Origin of the sequence: Flavobacterium rivuli WB 3.3-2 = DSM 21788 (assembly GCF_000378485.1) — a bacterium.
GTDB lineage: Bacteria > Bacteroidota > Bacteroidia > Flavobacteriales > Flavobacteriaceae > Flavobacterium > Flavobacterium rivuli.
Genome location: NZ_KB899977.1, coordinates 35328 through 59898, shown reverse-complemented (window position 1 = coordinate 59898; position 24571 = coordinate 35328). Strand labels below are relative to the sequence as shown.

The following is a 24571-nucleotide window of genomic DNA, read 5'->3' as shown; positions in this document are numbered from 1 at the left end:
TGTGTAAGATAATGATTTATTTTTTAATGAATTTAAGCAGGGTTTGCTTTTCGTTGCGGTATATAAATGCCATGAAGCCTACTAAGGCTACAATACCAAAAATATAGGTTTGCCTTAAAACAGGAATGTAAAACGACAGGCATGAAAGTCCTGCCGAAAGCCCTACATATAATCCCATTTTTTTAAGGTCGTAAGGTATAGGGTAGTATTTAGCGCCCATGTAGTAAGATACTGCCATCATGGTACCATAAGCGGCAACTGTTGCAATGGCCGACCCTATGTACCCCCAAACAGGGATAAGCGCAAAGTTAAACAGCAGTGTTACCGCTGCCCCTATAATAGAAATATAGGCACCCATTTTGGTTTTATCAGATAGCTTATACCATACCGAAAGATTAGTATATATACCCAGGAAAAAGTTAGCAAGGATAATAAGCGGCACAACATTCATGGCTTCCCAAAAAGAAGAATCGCGAAGCAATATTACTTTTAAAACATCGGCGAAGGCTACAACCCCAAGCAGTATAACCGACCCGAATATTACAAAATATTTTGTAACCGTTGCGTAGGTTTGGGGGGCATTTGCAGTACCCGCATGGCTAAAAAAGAAAGGCTCTATACCCAGCCTGAAAGCCGTTGTAAACAGTGTCATAAATAATGCCAGCCTGTAGCAGGCAGCATAAGCCCCAATATCATCAGGGTTAACGCCCATAAACTTAAGCAAAGGCCTGTCGAAGGTTTCATTAATGGCAAAAGCAATACCTGCCACCATAACCGGAAGTGCATAACGCATCATATTTTTCCAGAGGGTACTGTTAAAATGCCAGGACAGTTTTACATAGTGCGGCAGCAGTACCAGCAGTGTGGCAAGGCTGGCCATTACGTTAGCCACAAATACATAACCTACCTCAAAATCTTTAATGTATAACGTGGCCACAAAACTATCGGGGTATTTGCCTGCAAGTTTTGGGAGCCATAAAAGGAAAAAGAGGTTAAGCAAAAGGTTAAAAGCCACATTGCCTATTTTTATGGCGGCATAAACCATAGGCCTGCCTTCGGCGCGAAGCTTGCTAAAGGGTACAATAACAAGGGCATCGAGCGCAAGCACCCAAATTGTATACGTTATATATTCGGTATCTATTTCTATGGCATCGGCTAAAAAATTGCGGCATAACAGTGCAACACTCAGGAAAGCTACCGAAGACCAGAATAATGATATGGTGCTGGTGCTGATAACCTGTTTTTTATCGGCCGAATGGTAAAACCTGAAAAAAGCAGTTTCCATACCATAAGCCAGGATAACATTAAAAAACACAAGCCATGAAAAAATGATAGATACATCGGCATATTTGGCATTGTCCATAACACCGGTGTAAAGTGGTGTAAGTATAAAGCTAAACATACGCGGCACCACTGTGGCTATGCCATAAACGGCGGTTTGCTTAAAAAGATTTTTATAGACGCTCAAAGCTTTGTTTTATAGATAGGCAAAAGTAGGTATATTTTGCAGTAATTAAAAAACAGGCAGCTATATTATCAATATGTTATGCAGGTGCCTGTTATTACGGCAGTAGTTCTATATTTGCTGCAACCAATATTTACCATGAAACACCTTTATCTTTTTATAGTATTACTGCCGCTTTTTACTTTGGCACAAAATTATCCTGTTACTAAAAAAACCACCCAGAACGTTACCAAACACGGTAAGACCTATAAAGACGATTATACCTGGCTGGAAAACATGCGCAGCCCCGAGGTTACTGCATGGGTAGCCGCCCAAAATAAAGTGTCGGGCGCACATATAAACATGGTTAATGATAAAGTATTCTCGCTGCCCACAATTACAAAATATGAAGCGCAGACCGATTTTCATATTCCGCGTAAAGAACGCCTGTACTATTATTCGCTGCTGCGCTACAGCGACGAAGAGCAGCAAACCGCCTCGTTAGGGTATAAAAAAAAACTCGACGGTAATTTTATAAACCTGGTTAACCCCAACTATTTTTATAGCGGCAAGACCGTAAATGTTCTGTCATATGAACCATCTGTAACATCTAAAACATTAGCTTATAAGCTAATGATAGATGGCAGCGACCAGCACGAGGTGCGCTTTGTTACGATAGCTAACGGCAAAAAATTGCCGGATGTTATTAAGAACGCAAAATTTGGCGGCATGGCCTGGAAAGGCGATGAAGGTATTTTTTACAACAAGAATACCAATGCATCTCAGTTTGCGGCCGATTCTACTTTTCAGGTATTTTACCATAAACTGGGAACAGATGTAGTAGGTGATAAACTGATCTTTGATGCATCGTCTATTAAAGGGCAAACTTATTATTTTACATCTAACGATGGTACGCGCCTTTTTCTTTATGTAGCTGATAAGGAAGAGGCAAAGGTGGATTATTTTTATGCCGACCTTACCAAAGATACTTTCGAGCTTAAAAAATTCCTTGATAATGTGCCTCCTGATTTCGAAATATCGGGTTATAATAATGGGCGTATATACATATCATCTAAAGAATCTAACTGGGGCGATGTGCGCAGTTTTGACCCTGATAACCCTGCCGAGAAAAAGGTGATCATATCGCAATATCAAAACCAGCTGCTAACAGATACTTATTTTTTTAAGGACAGGATTGTGTGCAAGTACAAAAATGCCGACGGCAATTACCTGATGTTGTTTGACTATAGCGGTAAATTTATTAAGAAGATACAGACACCAAAAGCTATGGATGTTACCCTAGCCGGCAATGATTATTACGATAAGGATGTGTTTTTCTACGTGAAGTCGTATACAATCCCTCCTATATTATTTACCCTGAACCTTGATACCGGTGCTTACGACCGTTATGTAAGCCAAACCTTTAATAAAACAACAGCGCCCTTTCCTGTTGATTATTTCGAAAGTAGAAGCACAACCTATACCAGCCGCGATGGCGTGAAGGTGCCCATAACTATTGTGTATAAAAAAGGTTTGGTTTTAGATGGCAACAACCCTACCCTGCTGGAGGCATACGGTGGTTTTGGCACTGTTAACGAACCGCATTATGATAACGGGCTCATTTACTTTTTAAACAACGGCGGTGTGTATGCCTATGCCGAAGTACGCGGTGGCGGAGACAAAGGCAGGCAGTGGCACAGGAATGGTATGGGGTTAAAGAAGATTAATACCGTAAATGATTTTATAGACGCAGCCGAATATTTAATTGCCCAGCGCTATACATCTCCTAACAGGCTGGGTATAACAGGTGCCTCGCAGGGCGGCTTGCTTGTGGGTGCCACTATGGTTAAGCGCCCTGAACTTTTTAAGGTTGCCGTACCAAAAGTTGGGGTTTATGATATGGCAAAGTTTCATGATTACACCATAGGCCGCTTTCATTATGACGAATATGGCGACCCTGAAGTAGCTGCCGAATTTGCTGCTATGATGGAATATTCGCCTTATCATAACATTAAAGATGATGTAAATTATCCTACCACTCTAATCATCACATCTGATAATGACGACAGGGTGCCGCCCGTACACTCATTTAAGTTTGCTGCAAGGCTTCAAAACAGGGCAGCGCAAACAAACCCCATCTATCTTAAAACATTGTCGCAATCGGGCCATTATGGCGTTATGACAAACGAAGACGACAAGCTTAAAGATAAAGCAGCGTTTTACAGCTTTTTACTGTATCATTTGAGCAAATAAAATCACGCAGGTTTCCTGTAGAGACGCATTGAATGCGTCTCTACAGGAAATTCTATTAGCAACCCATATGGAAGACGCATTCAATGCGTCTCTACCAATAACTGCATTTCATAAAAAAGGCCACCTTTTCAGGCAGCCTTCTCATCAACTATGTTTGTTTTGTAACTGTATTAGCTTGCAAGCGCATTGGCACCACCCACGATCTCGAGGATCTCGCTGGTAATGGCAGCCTGGCGTGCTTTGTTGTACGTAAGCTTAAGCTGGTTTCTAAGTTCGGTTGCGTTGTCGGTAGCTTTGTGCATAGCCGTCATACGGGCACCGTGCTCAGATGCAAAAGAGTCGCGCACCGCTTTATATAGCTGTGTCTTTAAAGACAGCGGTATAAGGCTTAAAACGATTTCTTCTTTACCCGGCTCAAAAATATAATCTGTAGGAGTAGTATTTTCTTTAGTTACGGCAACAGGCTCTAATGGCAGGAACTGCTCTGTAAGTACAATTTGTGTACCTGCATTTTTAAAGTGGTTATAAACCAGCTCTATCCTGTCATACTCGCCAGCGGCAAATTTATCCATTAAAGACTGGGCAATAACAGCAACATTCTCAAACGTAAGGGCATCAAAAACACCGCTTTTGTTATCGGTAACATTGGCTGTTTTTTTAAGTGTATCATTTCCTTTTTTACCAATGGCAAGTATATCTACCTGTTTGCCCGCATAGGCATCCTGGATAAGCTTAACCTGCTTGATAACGTTAGCATTAAATGCACCGCACAAACCCCTGTTAGATGTTATGGCAACAACAAGCACTTTATTTACCGGGCGCTGCTCGGCAAATACACCACCGGTATTGCCCTCAAGGGTAGCGCTAAGATTTTGCAATAACTCAGTCAGTTTTTGAGAGTATGGCCTCATCGCTGTAATGGCATCCTGTGCCTTTTTAAGCTTTGCTGCCGATACCATTTTCATCGCACTTGTAATTTGCATAGTGGATGAAACCGACGTGATCCTGTTACGTATTTCCTTTAAGTTTGCCATTTTATAATGTAATAATCAATCAGTTAACCAATGTAACAATTGCCACATTGGTTAACTGTTAAATTAATTTATTAGTATTTAGAAGAAACCTCTTTTGCTGCTTTTTCAAGCACATCGGTAATCTCATCTGTAAATTTACCGGCTTTAAGAGCGGCAAGAGTATCTTTATGAGCGCCTTTAAGGTACTGTAAATAATCTTTTTCAAACTCTTTAACCTTGTTTACAGGTACTTTACGCAACAGGTTTTTAGAACCTGCATAAATAATAGCAACCTGGTCTTCTACAGTATAAGGGTCGTTAACCGCCTGTTTAAGTATTTCCACGTTTCTGCGGCCTTTCTCGATAACGCTAAGTGTAGCAGCATCAAGGTCTGATCCGAATTTAGCGAAAGCCTCAAGCTCACGGAACTGTGCCTGGTCTAATTTAAGCGTACCGGCAACTTTTTTCATTGATTTTATCTGTGCATTACCACCTACACGAGATACCGAGATACCTACGTTAATAGCCGGACGTACACCAGAGTTAAACAAGTCTGACTCAAGGAATATCTGTCCGTCAGTAATCGAAATTACGTTTGTAGGGATATATGCAGAAACGTCGCCCGCCTGAGTTTCGATGATTGGTAACGCCGTAAGCGAACCACCACCTTTAACAAGAGGCCTTAACGAATCCGGAAGGTCGTTCATGTTCTTAGCAATATCATCATCTGCAATTACCTTAGCAGCACGCTCTAATAACCTTGAGTGAAGGTAGAAAACGTCTCCCGGATATGCCTCACGACCCGGTGGCCTTCTTAGTAGTAGGGAAACCTCACGGTAAGCAACAGCCTGTTTAGATAAATCATCATAGATGATAAGTGCAGGACGGCCCGTATCGCGGAAGTACTCGCCTATTGCAGCACCTGCAAACGGAGCATAAACCTGCATAGGAGCAGGATCTGAAGCATTTGCAGCAACAATAACCGTATAAGCCATTGCGCCTTTTTCTTCAAGTGTTTTTGCAATACCTGCAACCGTTGAAGCTTTTTGCCCAACAGCTACATATATACAGAATACCGGTTTACCGGCATCATAAAATTCTTTCTGGTTAAGAATGGTATCAATACATACAGTAGTTTTACCAGTCTGGCGGTCGCCAATAACAAGCTCACGCTGTCCTCGGCCTACAGGGATCATAGCATCTACAGCTTTAATACCTGTTTGCATAGGCTCAGTTACCGGCTGGCGGAAAATAACTCCCGGAGCTTTACGCTCAAGGGGCATTTCATAAAGTTCGCCGCCAATAGGGCCTTTACCATCTATAGGAGCGCCAAGGGTATCTACCACACGGCCCACAATTTGCTCACCCACTTTAAGCGATGCGATACGTTGTGTCCTTTTAACGGTAGAGCCTTCCCTAACACCTGTAGAAGGGCCAAGCAATACTACGCCCACATTGTCTTCTTCCAGGTTAAGCACGATAGCCTCTAACCCATTTTCAAACTGCACTAACTCGCCATATTGCGCGTTAGATAGCCCATATACACGGGCAATACCATCACCCACTGTTAGAACAGTACCAACTTCTTCAAGTGTGGCACCAGTTTCGAACCCGGACAATTGTTTCTTTAATATTGCTGAAATTTCAGCAGCGTTAATCTCCGCCATAGTTAGTTATAATTTAAACACTTATGTGTGGTAAATACTAATTACTTAATTCTCTTTTTAATGTTAGCAGCCTGTTTGCAACAGATGCATTGTACTGCTTGTCGCCTATCCTTATTATAAACCCGCCTATGATAGATGGGTCTACAATGTTTTTAAGCGTAATTTGTTTATCGCTAAACTCTTTTATTTTAGCAAGTACTTTTTTCTGAAGCTCCGGTGTAATTTCTACTGCGGTGGTTACCGTAGCTACCTCTATACCGTTAGCAACATCAAACTGTGTTTTGTACTGGCTTGCAATGGCATGCAAAATACCAAACCTTTTGTTTTCATGCAACAGGTGAAATAACCCCTGCGTGATGGTTTGTGTATTAGCAAATATTTCTTTTAAAGCATTTTCTTTTACCTCAGCCTTAATAGTGGGGCTGTTAATAAAATCGTTTAGCTCAGTATTACCGTTTATGGTCGTGGCAATAAGCGTCATATCTTCACCCACCTGTTGTGCGGTGCCGGCAGACTGTGCCAATTGTAATATCGCCCTGGCATATCGTATAGCAGCTCTTGATCCTGTCATGACTAATTACGGATTAGTTTAGTTTAACGTCTTCAAGCATTTTCTCAACCAGGTTGTTCTGGGCTTCTTTGTTTGAAAGTTCTGTTTTAAGCAACTTCTCTGCAATCGCTACAGATAGGGTTGAAACCTGGTTTTTAAGCTCGGCAATTGCAATATTTTTTTCGCTTGCAATGCTTGCTTTAGCAGCCTCTATAAGTTTATCACCCTGAAGTTGTGCCTCATTTTTAGCATCGGCTATTATTTGCTCTTTTATCTCGCGCGCTTCTTTCATCATTGCATCTCTTTCGGCACGGGCCTCCTGAAGTATCACTTCATTCTGGGCTTTAAGATTTTGCATTTCCTGGCGTGCAAGTTCTGCAGCAGCAATTGCATTTGTAATACCTTCCTCGCGGGCAGCAAGAGAGGCAAGTATAGGTTTCCATGCAAATTTTGCAAGAAGGATAATAAGGATTACTAATATAATAGCCTGCCAAAAGAACAAACCATACGAAAAATCATTAATTAACTTATCCATTATTTTATATTTAAACTGTTTGTTTTTTAATTAAAAACAACATCTGCAACCAACCGTTGCAGATGTATGTTTAGGTTTTTTCTTAGTTTTTACCAAGGATAAGTGCACCGAAAGCAAGACCTTCAAGTAGTGCACCGATGATGATCATTGCAGTCTGGATTTTACCAGCAGCCTCTGGCTGACGAGCAATAGCATCCATTGCAGATCCACCAATTTTACCAAGACCTACACCAGCTCCGATAACAATAAGACCAGCACCAACTAAATTTGGAATTTCCATAATATATAATAATTAAATTAAGTTTCTAAATTAAAATGTGTTTTGTAATTTTTTAGATTACAGGGATTTCAGGATCTTCTGTATGATGCTTGTCATGGCCATGTGAATGGTCATGATGATGGTCATGTTCGTGCTCCTGTACCGCCATACCTATAAATAGTGAAGACAGCATAGTAAAGATAAACGCCTGAAGAAATGCTACAAGCAACTCTATTACAGATATAAATAAGGTTAGCAGTAACGATGTACCTATACTACCGCTTACTCCAAGCTGTGCCTTTCCAACAAATATTATGGCTAAAAGACCCATTACAACAGTGTGGCCCGCAGTAATGTTTGCAAATAAACGTATTAAAAGCGAGAAAGGTTTAGTAAACATACCCAGTATCTCTATAGGTGCAAGAACAATCTTCATAGGTACAGGTACACCCGGCATCCAGAAAATGTGACCCCAATATTCTTTATTTGCACTAAACTGAGTAATAACAAATGTAAATAACGCAAGGCAAACGGTTACCGCAATGTTTCCTGTAACGTTAATACCCAGTGGCGTAAGGCCAAGAAGGTTAAGCGTCCAGATAAGGAAAAACACAGTAAGCAGGTAAGGCATGAATTTTTTGTATTTGGCTTCACCTATGTTTGGCCTGGCAATTTCGTCCCTTACATATATTACAAGTGGCTCAAGCACGCGGTTAAACCCTGTAGGCAAAGCGTTTGGCCCTTTTTTCTTGAAACCTTTTGCAAGGCTTGTAAATAAAAGGAATATAAGTAATGATGTAAGCAGTAAAGAAACTACGTTTTTAGTGATAGAAAAATCTAACGGCATAGCGTTAGATGGGTGATGGTGCTCATCGAAAGTAAGCTCGCCGGCAGCATCTGTTTTGTATATTTTTCCGTGAAAAAGCTTATAATAGTTACCATCAGCTTCAGCTACGCTTTCGCCGTGGTTAAATTTAGCGGAAGAAAAAACTTTAAGTCCGTTATCAAACAGGATAACCGGTAGTGGGAAACCAAAATGCTCATCGGTAGCTTCGTCAGAAAAGAAAACAAACTCATGGGCATCCTGTAAGTGATGGCTTATGTGGTCGTTTATTTTTTCGGCCGGGCTTGCCTCGTGTGCGGTTTCGTGCTGCTCACCATGCTTTTCTAACTTTGCAGTATGGTACGCTTCTTCGCCCCCATGCACAGAATCCTGTGTAGAATTTGCAAACGAAATAAGGGGTACAGCAACAATAAGGGCTGTTAATGAGTTCTTTAAAAATTGTTTGTTAAACACCATCTTGCTAACTTTCTTAATTTTACAGTCCTGAAATTTTGCGCAAAGGTACATTTTATATTAATATATCAACAGCGCAAAACAACTTTTTTTAAGAATATGCAGGGTTAATAACAATTTATTGTTTTTTGTTTAAGAGAATGGCCGTAAAATATGCCTCTATAAATAGAAAGAGCATAAAAACAGCAAAAAAGTTGATTCTCTCTGACGGGAAGGAAACCGTTTTCGCTAATATAGGTTCTACTAAAAAATAGCTACCAACAACTTTAAGGCTGGTTAAACCTAAAAAAACATAGCCCACCTGCGATGCATCATTTTTTGCAATTAGATGCAGTGCAAAAAGTATGATCACGGCAAACCCAAAAAAGAGGCCATAAACCGTAGCTACAGAATATGTAAATGTAGCTGCCTGGTCATGCAGCTGCGGCATTTGATACAATAATATGTTTACTATAGCGCATGCAGCGGCTATGCCTGTCATTTTTACTAATGTGGCAATAAATTTTTTGTCCATTATTTGTTAAGTTGGTTTACCTGGCGTATAACATTATAAAGAGCTATACCTACGCCAAGCATTGTAAAAATGATAAAATAAAGCTCGTTTGGGTTAGGATATTTTTTATCGAGCCAACCGCCCAGCCATGCAAAGCCCACAATAATAATGCCCATCTGGAAAGGGATATTAATAAGGGCAAGCCACTTGTTAGGGCTTTTATCCGGCTTGTTGCTGTCGCTCATTTACAGTAGGTATAGATTGTTTTGTGGTATTGCGCATGGTGCAGCTTGCAGTAAACACGGCGCCGGGCTCTACGGCCAGTTTACCGGCAATTACTTCGCCCGTTATATTTGCTTTAGCCTTTATGCTTAATAGTTCATCTACCTCTATACGGCCATCAAAGCGGCCTTCTATATCGGCGGTTTTGCATTTTATATCGCCCGTAACACTACCGGCGGGTCCTATAACTATACGGCCATCGGCAGTAAGGTTGCCGGTTAACTTACCGTCAAGCCTCAGGTCTGCATGCGATATAATATCGCCCTTAATAACCGTGCCCTCTACAATACGATTGGTTTTACCCAGCAGGTCGGTATACGATTTTTGCTTTTCGAACATGGCCGTTACTGTATTGCTAAATATTGAACAAACGATTTTTTAATCTGTACGATCTTATAATCTTCGGTAGAAATTATAACCGGGGTTTCAGCTACTTTATACGACTTATAATCTTTAAGAATACTTACGGCATCAACCGCAGCAAGCTTGTTTATAAGGCCGTGTATCACTAAAAGATTCTCTGTAGTAGTATAAATATCGTTAGACAGGGTAATGCTGTTGTTATTACCGTCTTTTATAAACTTCTGTATCTTTTCTGTAAGGGTTTTTATCTTAGGGTCGTTAGCATCAAACTTAAATATTATTTTAAAGCTTGTTGCAGGTCGGCCAAATGCCAGTTTCTCTAATACAGGTATTTCTTTTTTTAGAATATCTTCGGCCTGTTTGCCTTCATAGCTGTTAGGATAAGTAAGTGCTACATAGTTAAGCGCTTTTTTATATTCATCAAGCCCTTGCAGCCTTCCGGTTACTTTTGCTTTTAAGAAATCGTATTTAGACACTATTTCCTCGCCCGTATATTTTTCTATATATTCATCCAGCGGAGCCTGTATTTCTCTAACCTCGCCAGCCTCGTATTTTTTAAACAATGCTGCGTAGATAGCCTCGGGGCTGCCTTGCGCCACCGCATCAGATGTTGGGTTGCGGATAATTTCTGCATACCTGCTATCAGGATAGCCCGTAAGTATTTGCTGTTTGTAAGCATTAGCTTTAGCCGGGTCTATGATCTCATAAATTTTAAACAGGTTGTATTTAGCCGGAAGCACTAAGCGCTCTTCAGGGTTATTTACAAGTAGTTTTTCAAGCTTATCTGCCGCACGTTGGTATTCTTTAAATTTCTCTTTGTAGATAAGGCCTAACTGGTAGTAGGCAAAATTGCGGTCTTTAGCAAGGCTGTCTAAAACCTTTTGCTCTGTAGGTAACTGTTTTATATAAAAATCAGCAGTATATCGGGGGTCTAAAATATCCTCTTTCTTTTTGCCCGATAAGCTATCGGTTCCATCACCATCAGCAGTATCCTCATCGCTACCGGCACTTCCTGCATTTCCGCGTATTTCAGATGCTACACGCCAGTTATCTCCCAACGCCCTGCTACCCCATCGGCTTTTAAATTCCTGCCTGCCATAAGCAACAGTTGCCGGCGTATAAAAATAGAATGGGCCTGCCTTACCGGCTGTAAGCCCTCCGGCAGCAGCAGCATTGCCCCCTTTTTTCGGAGAATTGGCCTGAGATCCCAATGTTGTATTTTTAGATGCAGCGGCGGCAGCCGGACTTGTCAAATTATCATCTGCCATCATTCCATTTCCCTGAGACATAGGTCTTGCACTGCTGTTTTGTGCTATATTAGCCTGTTTCCTGGCCTCTTCTTCAAGTTTCTTTTTCTGTAATTCTTCCTGTGCTTTAAGCTTAACTATATAATCTTCAAAGTAAGTAACCTGTCCTGCAGCCGGTAACGATGTTATATGAAGTATACTGTCATTATCGTGGGCTATAGCCTCATATTTAATAACATCTTCCAGGTTGTCCCTTTTCTTTTTGATGCTTTTATACTCACGCGTCCTAAAATCCATATATACCATTGTACTGTCATAGTACTTACCGGCGTTTACATATTTAGCCTCTTCAAAATTAATTTCGGCAATATTGCGGTAGTTAGAAGCACTAAGGTATTTGTCTGCCGGTTTACGCCTAAGCGATTTATTATAATACAGCTTTGCCTTATCATTAATATTTTGTTTATCATAAAATAAACCTACTTGGTGGTTTATAATATCAAGGTACGGCCTGTTTTCGCGATCGTCCAGCAGGTCGCGGTATTTTTTCATAAAGGCAAGGGTATCGCCCGCCTTGTAGTCAAACTGGCCCGCCTGCATGGCATGCGCCTGAATTACGTAAATGCGTGGCGAGCGGCGTTTCATGTCTATAACGTTCTGGTAAGCGGCATAAGCACTATCGGGCATGCGTTGTTTGCTGTATAACTGGCCAAGTATAAAATTATAACGGGCTGTTTTCTCGTTATCTTTAGATGCTGCTATGGCTTTTTTAAGCACAAACAAAGCACTATCGGGCGCATTAATTTTTACATACGCCTGGGCAAGGATAGCATTGGCATCGGCATAAATTTGCTCATCCATTTGCCCCTGTTTTTCTTTAAGTAATTTCTTAAGGTTTTTTATGGCAATACCATCATTTTCTAACCTAATGTTGGTTTTTTCGCGCCATACCTTAACCTCATCTATACGGCTGCTGCCGGGATATTTATACAATACATAATTAAACGCCTCCAGCGCAGGCACAAAGCGGTTATCATAATAACGCGACTGGCCAAGCAGCAGGTGGGCTTCGTCCATTTGTGGGTTGCGCTCACTGCCACCTATGTTCATAGAGTGTTTTTGTATGGCTTTCGTTGCTTTGGTCTCGGCCCTTTCAAAGTTTGCATTACGCTTATCTGTAGGTTCCATTTCCTCGGTAGTGGGCTGCATGCGCTCTATGGGTAAAATATCCCAATAATTATCGGCATACGTAGATTTAAGGTCTACAATACCTGCCGTTAGCGCATTGTTACCGTTATACATAACGTTATACTTAGTATTTACCGCATGAAAATTACGGTTAACAAAAGTATCTTTTTTAGTAGAACAGGCAAGCCCAAGGCCCAGGGCCCCAAAAAGATATATATATTTATGTGTGCTGGTTTTCAATGTAAAAGATTTTTATCCTTAACTTTTAAAATCCTATTTTAGTATAGGGAGGGGTAAAAATACACTTCTTTTTGTTAAGTGAATAATTTTTAGCAAAAAATCAGGGCGGCAAATAATCAAGCTTAATATAGCCCACATTGCCATAACATATTTTAAAGTGCATGGCCGTATTTATAAAAAGGCTAAAAACTGTACCTTTGCAGCCGCATGGAACCAAAAAAATTTACATACCCCAAGGCCGAAAAACTTAAAAGCCGCACCACAATAGGCCTTTTGTTTACCGATGGAAAATCGGTATCAAAATACCCATTGAGGCTTGTGTATATGCCTACAGAAGAAGCTGATGCCGATGGGCCGATAAAAATGGGGGTTTCTGTTTCTAAGAAATATTTTAAGAAAGCCCACGACCGCAATTACTTTAAGCGTGTACTGCGCGAAACCTACCGCCTTAACAAGCACATTTTAACTGATAAGCTTGATAAGCCTTACAGCCTTATGTTTTTTTACCAGGCTAAAGACAGGCTTAGCTATGAGGAGATAAACGCCAAAACCATTCAGCTTTTCGAGAAGTTTTTGTTACAGGAAGGCCTGCAGGAAAGTAACTTATAATTGCCTGTACTAATTATTCTTTTTCATCGTTTTATAACCTAAGCAGTTACTTTGTGCTTTACCTGCAAAATTTGACTAATTATCCTTATTTTCGTGAATGCGTTTAGTACCATTCGCAAAAAAATTTAAAGAAAAGATACCAATGCTTAAAAGACTAAAGAAAAAATATGTCCTCCCGGCCGTAGCCGTAGGGTTTTTGTTTGTTGGGGCAAGCTTTAAAGACGACTTTTTTGAGATCGCAAAACAAATAGAAATTTTTACTACCCTGTATAAAACCGTTAATACAAATTATGTAGACGAGACTAACCCGGGGCAGCTTATGGATAAAGCCATAAAAAGCATGCTGGAGGATTTGGATCCCTACACCGTTTATTTTAACGAGCAGGATGTTGCTAAATTTAAAATAAACAATACCGGCGAATATACCGGCATAGGGGCGCTTATTACCCGTAAAGAGGGTAAGCTTATTATTAAGGAAGTTTATAAAGACTACCCTGCCGATAAAGCCGGTCTTAAAGCGGGCGATGAAATTGTTAAGATAGGCGATATATCTCTTGCCGATTTTAAGGAAGATGCCAGCGAATTGCTTAAAGGCAGCAAGAATACTAAAGTTGATATACAGTACATGCGCCAGAGCAAACCTGTAAATGCGCAAATTGTACTTAGCGAGGTAGATGTTAAGGCAGTACCTTACTTTGCCATGGTGGGTAAAGAAACTGGCTATATAGTACTTTCGGCATTTAATGGTAAAGCATCAAGCGAAACCAAAGCTGCACTTATAGACCTTAAAGGTAAAGGGGCAAAAAATATTATTTTAGATCTAAGGGGCAACCCGGGCGGATTACTTAATGAGGCTGTTAATATTTGCAGCCTGTTTGTAAAAGAGGGCGAAATTATTGTTACCACAAAATCTAAGAACGAAAAGTATAACAATACTTATAAAACATCTAAACCTCCGGTTGACCTTGAAATTCCGCTTGTGGTTTTGGTAGATGGGCATAGTGCCTCAGCATCAGAAATTGTTTCGGGGGCGTTGCAGGATTTAGACCGTGCCGTTATTGTGGGCAGCAGGAGTTTTGGTAAGGGACTGGTTCAGCGTCCGCTCGACCTTACGTATGGCACACAGGTAAAAGTAACCATATCAAGATATTACACCCCTTCCGGCCGTGGCATACAGGCGCTTGATTATACTCATAAAGATGCCGATGGTAAAGCCATTCGTATTGACAAGAAAAATTACAACGCGTTTAAAACCCGTAACGGGCGTACTGTTTATGACGGCGGCGGTATCCTGCCCGATGTAGAGTTTGAAGAAAGCAAACAAAGCGCTATTGCCGATGCGCTTATCCGTAAAGATGGTATCTTTAATTATGCGACTACTTATTATTATAAAAATCCAAATTTAGGAACCACGATTCCTAATATTAGCGATGCCGACTTTGAGTCGTTTAAGGCATACCTGAAAAAAGAAAATTTTGAGTTTGATACCGAAACTGAAAAAGCATTGAAAGAAACTCTTGTAGTTGCTAAAAAAGAAAAAGTAGATGCAAGCATAGCAGTAGAATACCAGGCATTGCTTACCTCCCTGCAAAAAAGCGAAGAGAAAGAGCTTACCGCCCACAAACAGGAAATCAAACAGCTTATAACCGATGAGCTTATAAAACGCTACCAGTATAAAGAAGGACTTTATAAGTATTATACTACCAGTAACCCCGAAATTAAAAAGGCTGCAGCCTTAATTAACAATACTGCGGAATACAGCAAATTACTTACTAAAAAATAATAAGGATCCCCCGGCTTAGGCCGGGGATTTTTTTTGAAATCGTATTAGAGACGCATTGAATGCGTCTCTATCGTACAGAACGGAGAACAACAATATTAAACAGGCGATGCCAAAATTATGCTCAGCATTATAGAGCAGTAGTCTCTAAACAGCAAAAAAACGGTAACAAATTTTTAAACATTAAAATCCTTTTTAATTTTAACTACAACACATTGACATAAAACAAAATAAATTGCCAGTTTAACAATGTTTAGTAAATGTAAATCGCAAAATATTGCCTTAAAACTCACATTTTTATCAACAATTAAATATTACCCTCTAAACAAGGCTATTGAATGAAAATCACTTAACTTTGTTGTTTAAAAACTCTATTTTACCGTGAGCGGAAAACACCTCAACAAATTAACTGCAGGAGGACTCCTCGTTACTTTGGGAATTATATATGGCGACATTGGTACATCTCCATTATATACAATGAAAGCAATTATAGGCGCTGTCGCTATAAGGGAAGAAGTGGTATTAGGAGCATTATCCTGTATCTTTTGGACTCTTACCCTGCAAACTACAGTAAAATATGTAATGCTTACCCTACAGGCCGATAACAAAGGCGAAGGTGGAATTTTTTCGCTTTATACCCTTGTAAAAAGGCTTAAAAAGAAAGGGCTTATATTGCCGGCAATTATTGGTGGTAGTGCCCTGTTGGCCGATGGTATCATTACACCTCCCGTATCGGTGTCTTCTGCTATAGAGGGGCTCAGGATTTATAATCCAGATATTAATACTGTACCCATTGTGGTGGGTATTTTATTTGTACTCTTTGTTATACAAAAATTTGGAACCTCTTTTATAGGCAAATTTTTTGGCCCAATGATGCTTATATGGTTTGGTATGCTTGGGATATTGGGTATTATTCCTATGATTCAGAATATATCTGTTCTAAAAGCGCTTAACCCATATTATGCATTTAATCTACTTACCGTTCACGATGATGGCTTTTATGTATTGGGCTTTGTGTTTTTATGTACAACGGGGGCAGAAGCTTTATATAGCGATATGGGCCACACTGGCCGCAGCAACATTCGTGTAAGCTGGGTGTTTGTAAAAAGCATGCTTGTAATTAATTATTTTGGCCAGGGTGCCTATCTTATACAGCATGCCGGCAAAACACTTGCTACCTTAAACAGCAACCCTAACGTGCCGGGTAACCCCTTTTACCTTTTAATGCCCGACTGGTTCCTGCCTTTTGGTATTGCCATTGCAACGGCTGCGGCAGTAATTGCATCGCAGGCGTTAATAAGCGGTTCGTTTACACTGATAAGCGAGGCCATGCGCCTTAATCTTTGGCCTAAAGTACTTGTAAAATTCCCAACCGAATTAAAGGGCCAAATTTACATACCGTCTATCAACTGGCTACTATTTTGGGGGTGTGTATTTGTAACATTACACTTTCAGGAATCGAGCAGGATGGAGGCCGCTTATGGACTTGCCATTGTATTATGTATGATAATGACCACTACCCTGCTGGGTTACTACATGGTCATGAAACGCTATAACCCATTCTTTATACTGGCTACCATTGCAGTTTATTTTACTATAGAATTTTCGTTCCTTGTAGCTAACATGAGCAAGTTTGAACACGGTGGTTATGTGTCGCTTATAATTGCAGGGCTTCTTGCTGCCGTTATGGGTATATGGCACACTGCTAAGCGCATACGTAGTGAATATACCGAGTTTACAAAAATAGATAATTACAAGAACGTACTTGCCGAACTAAGTAATGACCCAAGCATACCTAAATATGCAACGCACCTGGTATATATGACCAATGCAAATTTAGGCGATGAAATAGAGTCGAAAATTATTTATTCGATACTGCAAAAAAGGCCTAAGCGTGCCGATATTTACTGGTTCCTGCACGTTAATGTGGTAGACGAACCATACCGTATGGATTACCGCGTTCGCGAAATTATGAAAGACGATGTTATCCGTATCGATTTTTACCTTGGCTTTAGGGTGCAGCCACGCATAAACCTAATGTTTAAACAGGTGGTGCGCGACATGGTTAAAAAAGGTGAGGTAGATATTACCAGCCGTTACGAATCGCTTAACAGGAATAATGTAATAGGCGACTTTAAGTTTGTTATTATCGAGAAATTTATGTCTTACGATAACGAATTGCCTTGGTATGAAAGGATTGTGCTTGATATTTATTTCCAGCTTAAAAAAGTGAGCCTTAGCGAAGGCCGTGCCTTTGGGCTCGATAACAGCTCTGTAAAGGTGGAGCAATACCCAATTATCATTCACCCGCCGGAAGATATTAATTTACACCGAATAGAAGAAAAACAGTAATTCCTTATTTTTAAAAATGAAGCAGCTTTTTTACATCCTTATGCTTATGCTTCCGGCAGCCCTGTGGGCGCAGGAAGAAACAGTATTTTCTGTTTATTTTGAATTTGATAAATTTAATATGGATAGCAAACAGGGTGATAATCTTGTAGCTTTTGTTAAGGCAGTAGACACAACACGTATAGAAACTATACAAATTTACGGGTACTGCGACGACAGAGGGAAAGATGCTTACAACTACAAACTAAGCAATAACAGGGCAGGCACCATTCGCGATGCGCTTATGGCTAAAGGTGTAAAAAGCAAAATTATCATTACTATTGAGGGTAAGGGGCGTATAATGCTTGATGAGGATATAGACAATAAAACCGAAGCCCGCTCTAAAAACCGCCGTGTAGATGTTGTGGTTAATTTTAAGCCCGTACCGCCGCCAAAAATGGATCCGGGTATGTATAATGCCGTTAAGCAGGATCTTATTATAGGCGACCGTATTTATCTTGAAAACATATTGTTTGAGCGTGGCAGCAGCCAGCTAACGGGAAAATCAAGGCTTGAGCTGGAAAAAGTGGCAAAATTGCTGCAAAAATACAGGAATCTCAACTTTGAAATACAGGGCCATATATGTTGTACACCTACCTTTCAGAAAGAGGCTATAGATAAAGGCACACGTAAAAGAGAATTAAGCGCAAACAGGGCTAAAACAGTATATAAATTTTTCCTGACCAAAAGGATCGCCCCTACCCGAATGACGTATAAGGGCTATGGCAACACAAAATCGTTAGGGAAAGGATCTGAATATGACCGCCGCGTAGAACTGGTTATAACCAAAGTGTAAACCAAGAAACATAAATTACAAAAGCCGCATTCCCGATAAAGGATGCGGCTTTTTTTATGGATATTGCTATTCTGACAATGAGTGTAGTTATTCCCCTCTTGAGAGGGGTTAGGGGTGTGTTACATACTTAATTGGATAGACAACTATTGATCTTTCTCAATTGTTTGATAATTAAAATAGACTTTACAATTTCTAATTCCTGTTCATCCTGATATGTGGGATATCATCTTCCAGATATTCTTCGCCTTCCCGGATAAAACCATGACCTTCATAAAAATTCTTTAAATATAGTTGTGCAGAAATGGTTATAGCATCCTGACCGTAGTGTTCTTTAATACCGGCAATGGCAGCCTCCATCAGGCTATGGCCCCATTTACGGTCGCGGTAATTAGCGTTTATAACAACGCGCCCTATAGAGGCATTATCAAAGTAATATCCTGGCGCAAAAAGTCGCGCATAAGCTACTATATCATCTTCAAACATGCCAAGCACGTGCAATGCTTTGCTGTCTTTACCATCTATATCCTGGTAAACGCAGTTTTGCTCTACTACAAAGACTTCACTGCGTAATTGTAACACCTGGTATAGTTCAGCCACAGAAAGCTCGTTAAACGGCTTTATTTTAAATTGTATACTCATAAAAAGGTAACCGACTTAATAATTGATTCTAATTCGACAATAAGGTCGCGCTTGGGCGATGACGGGCTGTAAATAAAGCCCTCGATAACGAGGTAGCATTTATTCTTCTCGTCGCGTATGGCGTAGTTAACAAAGGGGCCATTCATAAAGTCGTTCTCCATCTCCCAGTTGCCACGGGTTTCGAAGGCACGCTTATCGTTAAAACTGGTCATGAAAACATAAGGCGAATAAGCCTCCTCAGTAAGCATAAAGGTGCCTTTTTCCTGACCATGAATATAGCGCGTACCAATGGAGTCGCGCATTTTTATAATATTATTGATCATGTCCTTTTTGTTATCTATAACATTAAAAGGCACACGGTACAGCAGCATGTTAGTATTGCCCCCGGGAATTTCTTTTTTTAGCCATAAAAAATTATCCATTTGCAGTGCCGGCTTGTAAGCCGCAGGCATTTTTATAGTTATACCATACTTACCTGCAAAATCTTTAGTATCCATAAGGCCGGCCTTCTCATTGCGTTTTTGGTTAACCGCAATTTCTGTCTGGCGTATGGTTTTAATAATCTCATCGGCGTGCATTTGTATAAGCTCCAGAATCTGTGCCGTGTTTTTGCCGGTAATAGTAAAGGTATTTTGCGGCGTGCATACATTATCCTGCTTAAAATCGAAGTTCTTTTTATCTCCTTTTTCTACAAAAATTATATTGCGGCCACGCTTTAGGTCGCCACCAAAAGACTGCTCATGGTACTGATTGATGGTAAAAATGGGTTCTTCCATATTTAAGCCATCTACCGGTGCCGCAAGTTTTTTGCGCAGGCTGTCGCCCACTTCGCCATTCCACAATACATCGCTTATTATTACAGATATCTCGTTAATCTCCCCTTCGGATATAGCGGTATCTGTCTTGCTTTTAGAACAAGAAAAAATGCAGCAAATAATTACCGCGAACGCTATTATTTGCTGCACCCTTTTCATTATAGGATATGTATAAGACATTTAGTTTATGTCGCCCACTTTCAGTTTCATTCCCGGCTGAATGCTCTCGCCGTTAATTTCATTCCATTTTTTAAGGTTCTCTACCGTAACGCCAGGATGTTTCCTTGCAATGCTAAACAGCGAATCTCCTTTTTGCACAATGTAAAGCCTTGCCTCTTCGTAAGTAGCTTCACGAGATCTTTTAGAAGCAGATGCCATAGCACTTCTGTTTTCCGCAGCCGTAGGGGCAGCGTTATCACAATCAGCAACCTCAACACCGTTATCCGTCTTGACAAGTGCTGCAGCCTTAGATGTTGCATTGTTCTTATCAGCAGGTTTAGTGTCTTTTGCAGCAATAGCCTCTTCAACGTCGGGAACAGTAACAGTAGTATTCTTAAGGATTTTTATCCTTTGCCCTGCCATTATGTTATTACCCTTAATTTTATTCCATTTTTTTAGATCGGCAACGCTAACACCATAGTTGTTCGCTATATCTCCCAGGTTATCTCCACGTTTTACAACGTGCGTTTTAGAAGATGTAGCTATAGCGCTTTTCTTTTTAGCAGCCCTGTAGTTAGAAGCATACGCCTCTTCCCTATCGGGAGTTACACTAAAGTGCGGCCTTTCACGCTTGGCATCTTCGTGGTCTATATAGGCATAGATCGCTTTTTCGTTAGATGCAAATAAGCCTATCTTATCTTTAGGAAGCCTTAAAAAATGAGCTTTAGCTGTAGTGTAAGGAATAACATCAAGCTTGTAAATAGGGTTTAAGAATTGTAACTGGCTAACAGGAACATCTAAAACACTGGCAAGCTGCTTAAACGACATTTGGCGTTTTACCATTAAGGTATCTGTTTCAAAATAGGTAAGCGGTGCTTTTTTTGCCTTAATACCATGCTCTTTAGCATACTCATAAATATACATAGTAGCAAGGAACGTAGGGTTGTATGCCTGGGTTTCTTTAGGCAGGTTTTTACGAATGTTCCAGTAGTTTTTATAAGTACCACTGCGGCGTATAGCCTTGGTAACGTTACCCGGGCCTGCATTGTAAGATGCTAAAACCAGATCCCAGTCGCCAAAAATGTTGTAAAGGCTTGTAAGGTACTGGCAGGCAGCCTCAGTAGCTTTTAAAGGATCGCTCCTTTCGTCTACGTAGCTGTTAACTTCAAGATTGTATTGTTTACCTGTAGGATACATAAACTGCCATAATCCTGCTGCACCTACCCTTGATTTTGCCCTTGGGTTTAATGCCGACTCTATAACAGCTAAATATTTAATTTCCAGAGGCACATTGTATTTTGCAAGATGCTCTTCGAACATTGGGAAGTAGTATTCCGATATTGCCATAAGGCGCTCGTAACTTCTTGGCCTGTTCTTTAAGTACGACTTAATAATATTCTCTAAGCCTTTACTGTACTCAATATTAAAAGGAGAGTTAGCATCCAGCTTGGCAAGCCTTTCTTTCAGTAAGTCAGTGTTCAGGCTAAAATCAACATCTTCATCGGGGTTAATCCTGGCAAGGTCTTCCTGCATATTTGCATACAGGTCGTCGTTTGCCATTTCCTTCATCCACAGGCTGTCTATTTTAGCCATGCCCTCATGACGTGTAAAGGTAGATTTTATCGAATCAAGATATGATAATTTAATTTCAGGCTTAATCAGCAATGTGTTGTCAGCCTGTGCGCTGGTCTGTGCAAAACCTGCTACAGACACCACGGCGGCTACTAATGACAATGTTCTTTTTTTATTCATAATTTACTCCTTAGTAAGTTAAATTACAACGTATTGCAAAGCAACAATGTTACGTATAACTTTAAATTTTGTATTCTATTGTAAACTTTAACACTATGCCTCAAGTATTGCAGCAATACCGGGAAGTGTTTTGCCTTCCAGCATTTCCAGCATGGCACCGCCACCTGTAGATACATAGCTCATTTTAGGCTCAAGGCCAAATTGTTTTACCGCCGCTACCGAGTCGCCACCACCCACAAGTGAGAATGCGCCTTTCTCTGTAGCCTCAGCTATAAAATTACCAAGGGCAATGGTGCCTTTAGCAAAGTTTTCCATCTCAAAAACCCCAAGTGGGCCATTCCAAAGTATTGTTTTAGAGTTAAGGATAACCTCTTTAAATATCTCTAACGATTTTGGTCCGGCATCAAGGCCTTCCCATCCGTCAGGAATTTCCCTAACATCAACCACCTGTGTATTAGCATCGTTTTTAAAGCCATCGGCTGCAATAACGTCTACAGGTATAAATACTTTTACATTCTTTTCTTTGGCTTTAGCCAAAATCTCCAAAGCAAGGTCCTGTTTGTCGTCTTCACAAATAGAGTTCCCTACCTTACCGCCTTCAGCTTTAACAAACGTAAAGGTCATTCCGCCACCCAGGATAAGGTTGTCTACCTTATCAAGAATGTTCTCTATAACAGTAATTTTAGACGATACTTTACTACCACCTAATACGGCAGTTACCGGCCTTTCACTGTTTTTTAACACCTTGTCAAGGCTCTCGATCTCTTTTGCAAGAAGTAAGCCAAACACTTTATCCTCAGGGAAAAATTTCGCAATAATAGTTGTAGAAGCGTGCGCACGGTGTGCAGTACCAAAAGCATCATTTACATAAACATCGCCCAGTTTAGCCAGTTTACCGGCAAACTCCTCATCTCCGGCTTCTTCTTCCTTATAAAAACGAAGATTTTCAAGTAATAGTACTTCGCCCGGTTTAAGAGCAGCAGCGGCAGCTTCGGCTTTTTCGCCTATACTGTCGTCTACAAATTTAACTTCCACACCAAGTACTTCGCTTACTTTAGCCACAATGTGCTTAAGAGAATATTTCTCCTCAACACCTTTAGGCCTGCCTAAGTGGCTCATCAGGATAACGCTTCCTCCCTCTTCAATAATTTTATCGATTGTTGGCTTAGCCGCTGTGATCCTGTTATCGTCGGTCACTGAAAAATTTTCATCCAGTGGAACATTAAAATCTACACGTATTAAGGCTTTTTTATCTTTAAAATTAATGTCTGAAAGAGTTTTCATATAATGTTGTCCGTTTGGTTTAGAAAATGATAGAAGGCAAATATAGCTTTTTTTGTTAATAAATACCCAAATTAATGTTGACAAACATTTGCACTTATAACGTATTACATTTATTTACAATTGTTTACACCCATGTTAAATTTTTTAATGTGCCGTAAAACCGTACAAATTTGTAATGAGATTTGGGGGAGGCAGGGAAACGAAAACGAAATAGCTATTATTTAAATAAGTATAAATTTTAATAATTATCTTGTACGCAAATAATTCAAGATTTATGAACAGAATAATTTTAATAGGAAATGGTTTTGATTTAGCACATGGTATGCCTACAAGTTATCAAAGTTTTATGAATTACCTATGGGAAAAAATTGTTAGAAAAGTACAGCAGGAAAGAGCAGAAAGTTTATTTGAAAATGATGAAATTATAGTAAGAGTTGTGCCTTCAGCATGGCTTCCAGGTTGTAACTATCAATGCTTACGGCAGAGTGTTATTAAAATAAGAGATTTGGTTTTTAAAAATAAATTTCTACAAATCATTACGGATAAAACAACAATTCATAATTGGGTTGACATCGAAAATGAATATTATTATTTATTGAAAAAGGCATATAAAGAATCAAATTCAGAAATAGGTATTTCTCAATTAAATGAAGAATTTAATAAAATAAAAAATTACTTAGGAGAATACTTAGTATTAATTGAAAATAACTTCAACATTGAATTTGATGATATTAATTTGAAACACAGGATAGGATCAGCTATTTACTCAAACTTTAAATTAAAAGATTTTGCAGAGGAGTCTATAAATACAAAAGTAGCAGTTGAGTATGCAAAAATTGCGAAAGATATCATTGGTTTGAATGATGATAATATTGATATGCAAGATTTAGATACAGAGAAGCAAAATTTGATATCTTACCTTGGTATAGATCACAAAAATAAAAAACTTAGAAAATTACTACTTTCAGAAGCTTCTGTAGAATATTTCGACTTATTGCCTGATGATATCCTGTTTTTAAATTTTAATTATACATCAACAGAGAATCTATATAAAAATGCAAATGATTTTAATGTGATCCGGGATGTGCCAAGTAGTTCAATACATATACATGGTAGCCTTCGAGAAGAAGATAGAAATCCAATAATTTTCGGATTTGGTGACGAAATTGACGAAGATTATAAAGCTATCGAAAATTTAAACGACAATGAGTTTCTTGATAACATAAAATCAATAAAATACTTAGAAACAGATAATTATAAAAAATTGTTAGAATACTTAAACAGTGGTAGTTATCAAATTTTTCTTTTCGGTCATTCTTGTGGGATCTCAGATCGCACATTATTAAATACACTATTTGAGCATAAAAACTGTGTTTCAATTAAACCTTTTTATCATGTCAGAAATGAAAGTGATAATTATAGCGACATCGTTAGAAATATCTCGCGGAATTTTAATAATAAAGTAATTATGCGTGATAAAGTTGTAAATAAAGAATATTGCCAACCTTTATTCTAATA

At 39.6% G+C, this 24571-nt stretch carries 21 protein-coding genes; 6 read left to right on the top strand and 15 right to left on the bottom strand.

The window, feature by feature from the left end; translation table 11 throughout:
- Positions 1 to 16: 16 nt before the first annotated feature.
- On the bottom strand, positions 17 to 1468 hold the full coding sequence (locus F565_RS0119205; RefSeq protein WP_020214873.1) for a lipopolysaccharide biosynthesis protein: 1452 nt from the start codon (positions 1466 to 1468) through the stop codon (positions 17 to 19).
- A 135-nt stretch (positions 1469 to 1603) separates the two neighbouring features.
- Between F565_RS0119205 and F565_RS0119200 the strand changes: the two genes are divergently transcribed.
- Positions 1604 to 3697 (top strand): prolyl oligopeptidase family serine peptidase, encoded by a 2094-nt coding sequence (locus tag F565_RS0119200; RefSeq protein WP_020214872.1) that lies wholly within the window; start codon positions 1604 to 1606, stop codon positions 3695 to 3697.
- Between the two features lie 170 nt (positions 3698 to 3867).
- Here F565_RS0119200 and atpG read toward each other — a convergent pair whose 3' ends face one another.
- From atpG to porW, 10 genes are all read right to left on the bottom strand, one after another.
- Positions 3868 to 4731, bottom strand: coding sequence for an ATP synthase F1 subunit gamma (gene atpG / locus F565_RS0119195; RefSeq protein WP_026300186.1), 864 nt, complete (start codon positions 4729 to 4731; stop codon positions 3868 to 3870).
- Between the two features lie 71 nt (positions 4732 to 4802).
- Positions 4803 to 6377 carry a F0F1 ATP synthase subunit alpha gene (atpA, locus tag F565_RS0119190; RefSeq protein ID WP_020214870.1) on the bottom strand — a complete coding sequence of 525 codons (1575 nt, stop codon included), beginning with the start codon at positions 6375 to 6377 and terminating at the stop codon, positions 4803 to 4805.
- Between the two features lie 37 nt (positions 6378 to 6414).
- Complete coding sequence (atpH, locus tag F565_RS0119185; protein ID WP_026300185.1) at positions 6415 to 6948, bottom strand: ATP synthase F1 subunit delta; 534 nt, start codon at positions 6946 to 6948, stop codon at positions 6415 to 6417.
- A 13-nt stretch (positions 6949 to 6961) separates the two neighbouring features.
- Positions 6962 to 7462, bottom strand: a complete 501-nt coding sequence (locus tag F565_RS0119180) for a F0F1 ATP synthase subunit B (RefSeq protein WP_020214868.1) — start codon at positions 7460 to 7462, stop codon at positions 6962 to 6964.
- Positions 7463 to 7544: 82 nt separating this feature from the next.
- Entirely contained in the window at positions 7545 to 7742 is a 198-nt protein-coding gene (locus F565_RS0119175) for an ATP synthase F0 subunit C (protein ID WP_020214867.1), read from the bottom strand.
- A 52-nt stretch (positions 7743 to 7794) separates the two neighbouring features.
- Positions 7795 to 9021: a F0F1 ATP synthase subunit A gene (atpB, locus tag F565_RS0119170; protein WP_035642684.1), complete on the bottom strand. Its 1227-nt coding sequence runs from the start codon at positions 9019 to 9021 to the stop codon at positions 7795 to 7797.
- Positions 9022 to 9136: 115 nt separating this feature from the next.
- The gene (locus tag F565_RS22530) at positions 9137 to 9532 is read right to left on the bottom strand and encodes a DUF6168 family protein (RefSeq protein WP_020214865.1); all 396 of its coding nucleotides are present in this window, start codon (positions 9530 to 9532) and stop codon (positions 9137 to 9139) included.
- Positions 9532 to 9756, bottom strand: coding sequence for an AtpZ/AtpI family protein (locus F565_RS0119160; RefSeq protein WP_020214864.1), 225 nt, complete (start codon positions 9754 to 9756; stop codon positions 9532 to 9534). Before F565_RS0119160 ends, F565_RS22530 begins: the two co-directional genes overlap by 1 nt.
- Positions 9731 to 10132: a bactofilin family protein gene (locus F565_RS0119155; protein ID WP_020214863.1), complete on the bottom strand. Its 402-nt coding sequence runs from the start codon at positions 10130 to 10132 to the stop codon at positions 9731 to 9733. The genes F565_RS0119160 and F565_RS0119155 overlap by 26 nt, the downstream gene beginning before the upstream one ends.
- 5 nt (positions 10133 to 10137) lie before the next feature.
- Positions 10138 to 12831: a type IX secretion system periplasmic lipoprotein PorW/SprE gene (gene porW, locus F565_RS0119150; RefSeq protein ID WP_020214862.1), complete on the bottom strand. Its 2694-nt coding sequence runs from the start codon at positions 12829 to 12831 to the stop codon at positions 10138 to 10140.
- A gap of 207 nt (positions 12832 to 13038) precedes the next feature.
- Between porW and F565_RS0119145 the strand changes: the two genes are divergently transcribed.
- The 4 genes from F565_RS0119145 (at position 13039) to F565_RS0119130 (ending at position 18404) form a co-directional block, all read left to right on the top strand.
- The gene (locus F565_RS0119145) at positions 13039 to 13440 is read left to right on the top strand and encodes a ribonuclease P protein component (protein WP_020214861.1); all 402 of its coding nucleotides are present in this window, start codon (positions 13039 to 13041) and stop codon (positions 13438 to 13440) included.
- A gap of 142 nt (positions 13441 to 13582) precedes the next feature.
- Positions 13583 to 15223, top strand: a complete 1641-nt coding sequence (locus tag F565_RS0119140) for a S41 family peptidase (protein WP_026300183.1) — start codon at positions 13583 to 13585, stop codon at positions 15221 to 15223.
- A gap of 378 nt (positions 15224 to 15601) precedes the next feature.
- Positions 15602 to 17572 carry a KUP/HAK/KT family potassium transporter gene (locus tag F565_RS0119135; RefSeq protein WP_020214859.1) on the top strand — a complete coding sequence of 657 codons (1971 nt, stop codon included), beginning with the start codon at positions 15602 to 15604 and terminating at the stop codon, positions 17570 to 17572.
- A gap of 16 nt (positions 17573 to 17588) precedes the next feature.
- On the top strand, positions 17589 to 18404 hold the full coding sequence (locus F565_RS0119130) for an OmpA family protein (RefSeq protein ID WP_020214858.1): 816 nt from the start codon (positions 17589 to 17591) through the stop codon (positions 18402 to 18404).
- A 192-nt stretch (positions 18405 to 18596) separates the two neighbouring features.
- Here F565_RS0119130 and F565_RS0119125 read toward each other — a convergent pair whose 3' ends face one another.
- From F565_RS0119125 to F565_RS0119110, 4 genes are all read right to left on the bottom strand, one after another.
- A complete protein-coding gene (locus F565_RS0119125) occupies positions 18597 to 19043 on the bottom strand; it encodes a GNAT family N-acetyltransferase (protein ID WP_020214857.1) in 447 nt (148 codons plus the stop codon).
- Entirely contained in the window at positions 19040 to 20038 is a 999-nt protein-coding gene (locus F565_RS0119120; protein ID WP_020214856.1) for a DUF4837 family protein, read from the bottom strand. The genes F565_RS0119125 and F565_RS0119120 overlap by 4 nt, the downstream gene beginning before the upstream one ends.
- Positions 20039 to 21769: a lytic transglycosylase domain-containing protein gene (locus F565_RS0119115; RefSeq protein ID WP_020214855.1), complete on the bottom strand. Its 1731-nt coding sequence runs from the start codon at positions 21767 to 21769 to the stop codon at positions 20039 to 20041.
- Between the two features lie 93 nt (positions 21770 to 21862).
- Positions 21863 to 23053 carry a phosphoglycerate kinase gene (locus F565_RS0119110; protein ID WP_020214854.1) on the bottom strand — a complete coding sequence of 397 codons (1191 nt, stop codon included), beginning with the start codon at positions 23051 to 23053 and terminating at the stop codon, positions 21863 to 21865.
- Between the two features lie 274 nt (positions 23054 to 23327).
- On the opposite strand from F565_RS0119110, the gene F565_RS0119105 reads away from it, so the two are divergent.
- Positions 23328 to 24569 carry an AbiH family protein gene (locus tag F565_RS0119105; RefSeq protein WP_020214853.1) on the top strand — a complete coding sequence of 414 codons (1242 nt, stop codon included), beginning with the start codon at positions 23328 to 23330 and terminating at the stop codon, positions 24567 to 24569.
- Positions 24570 to 24571: the final 2 nt, after the last annotated feature.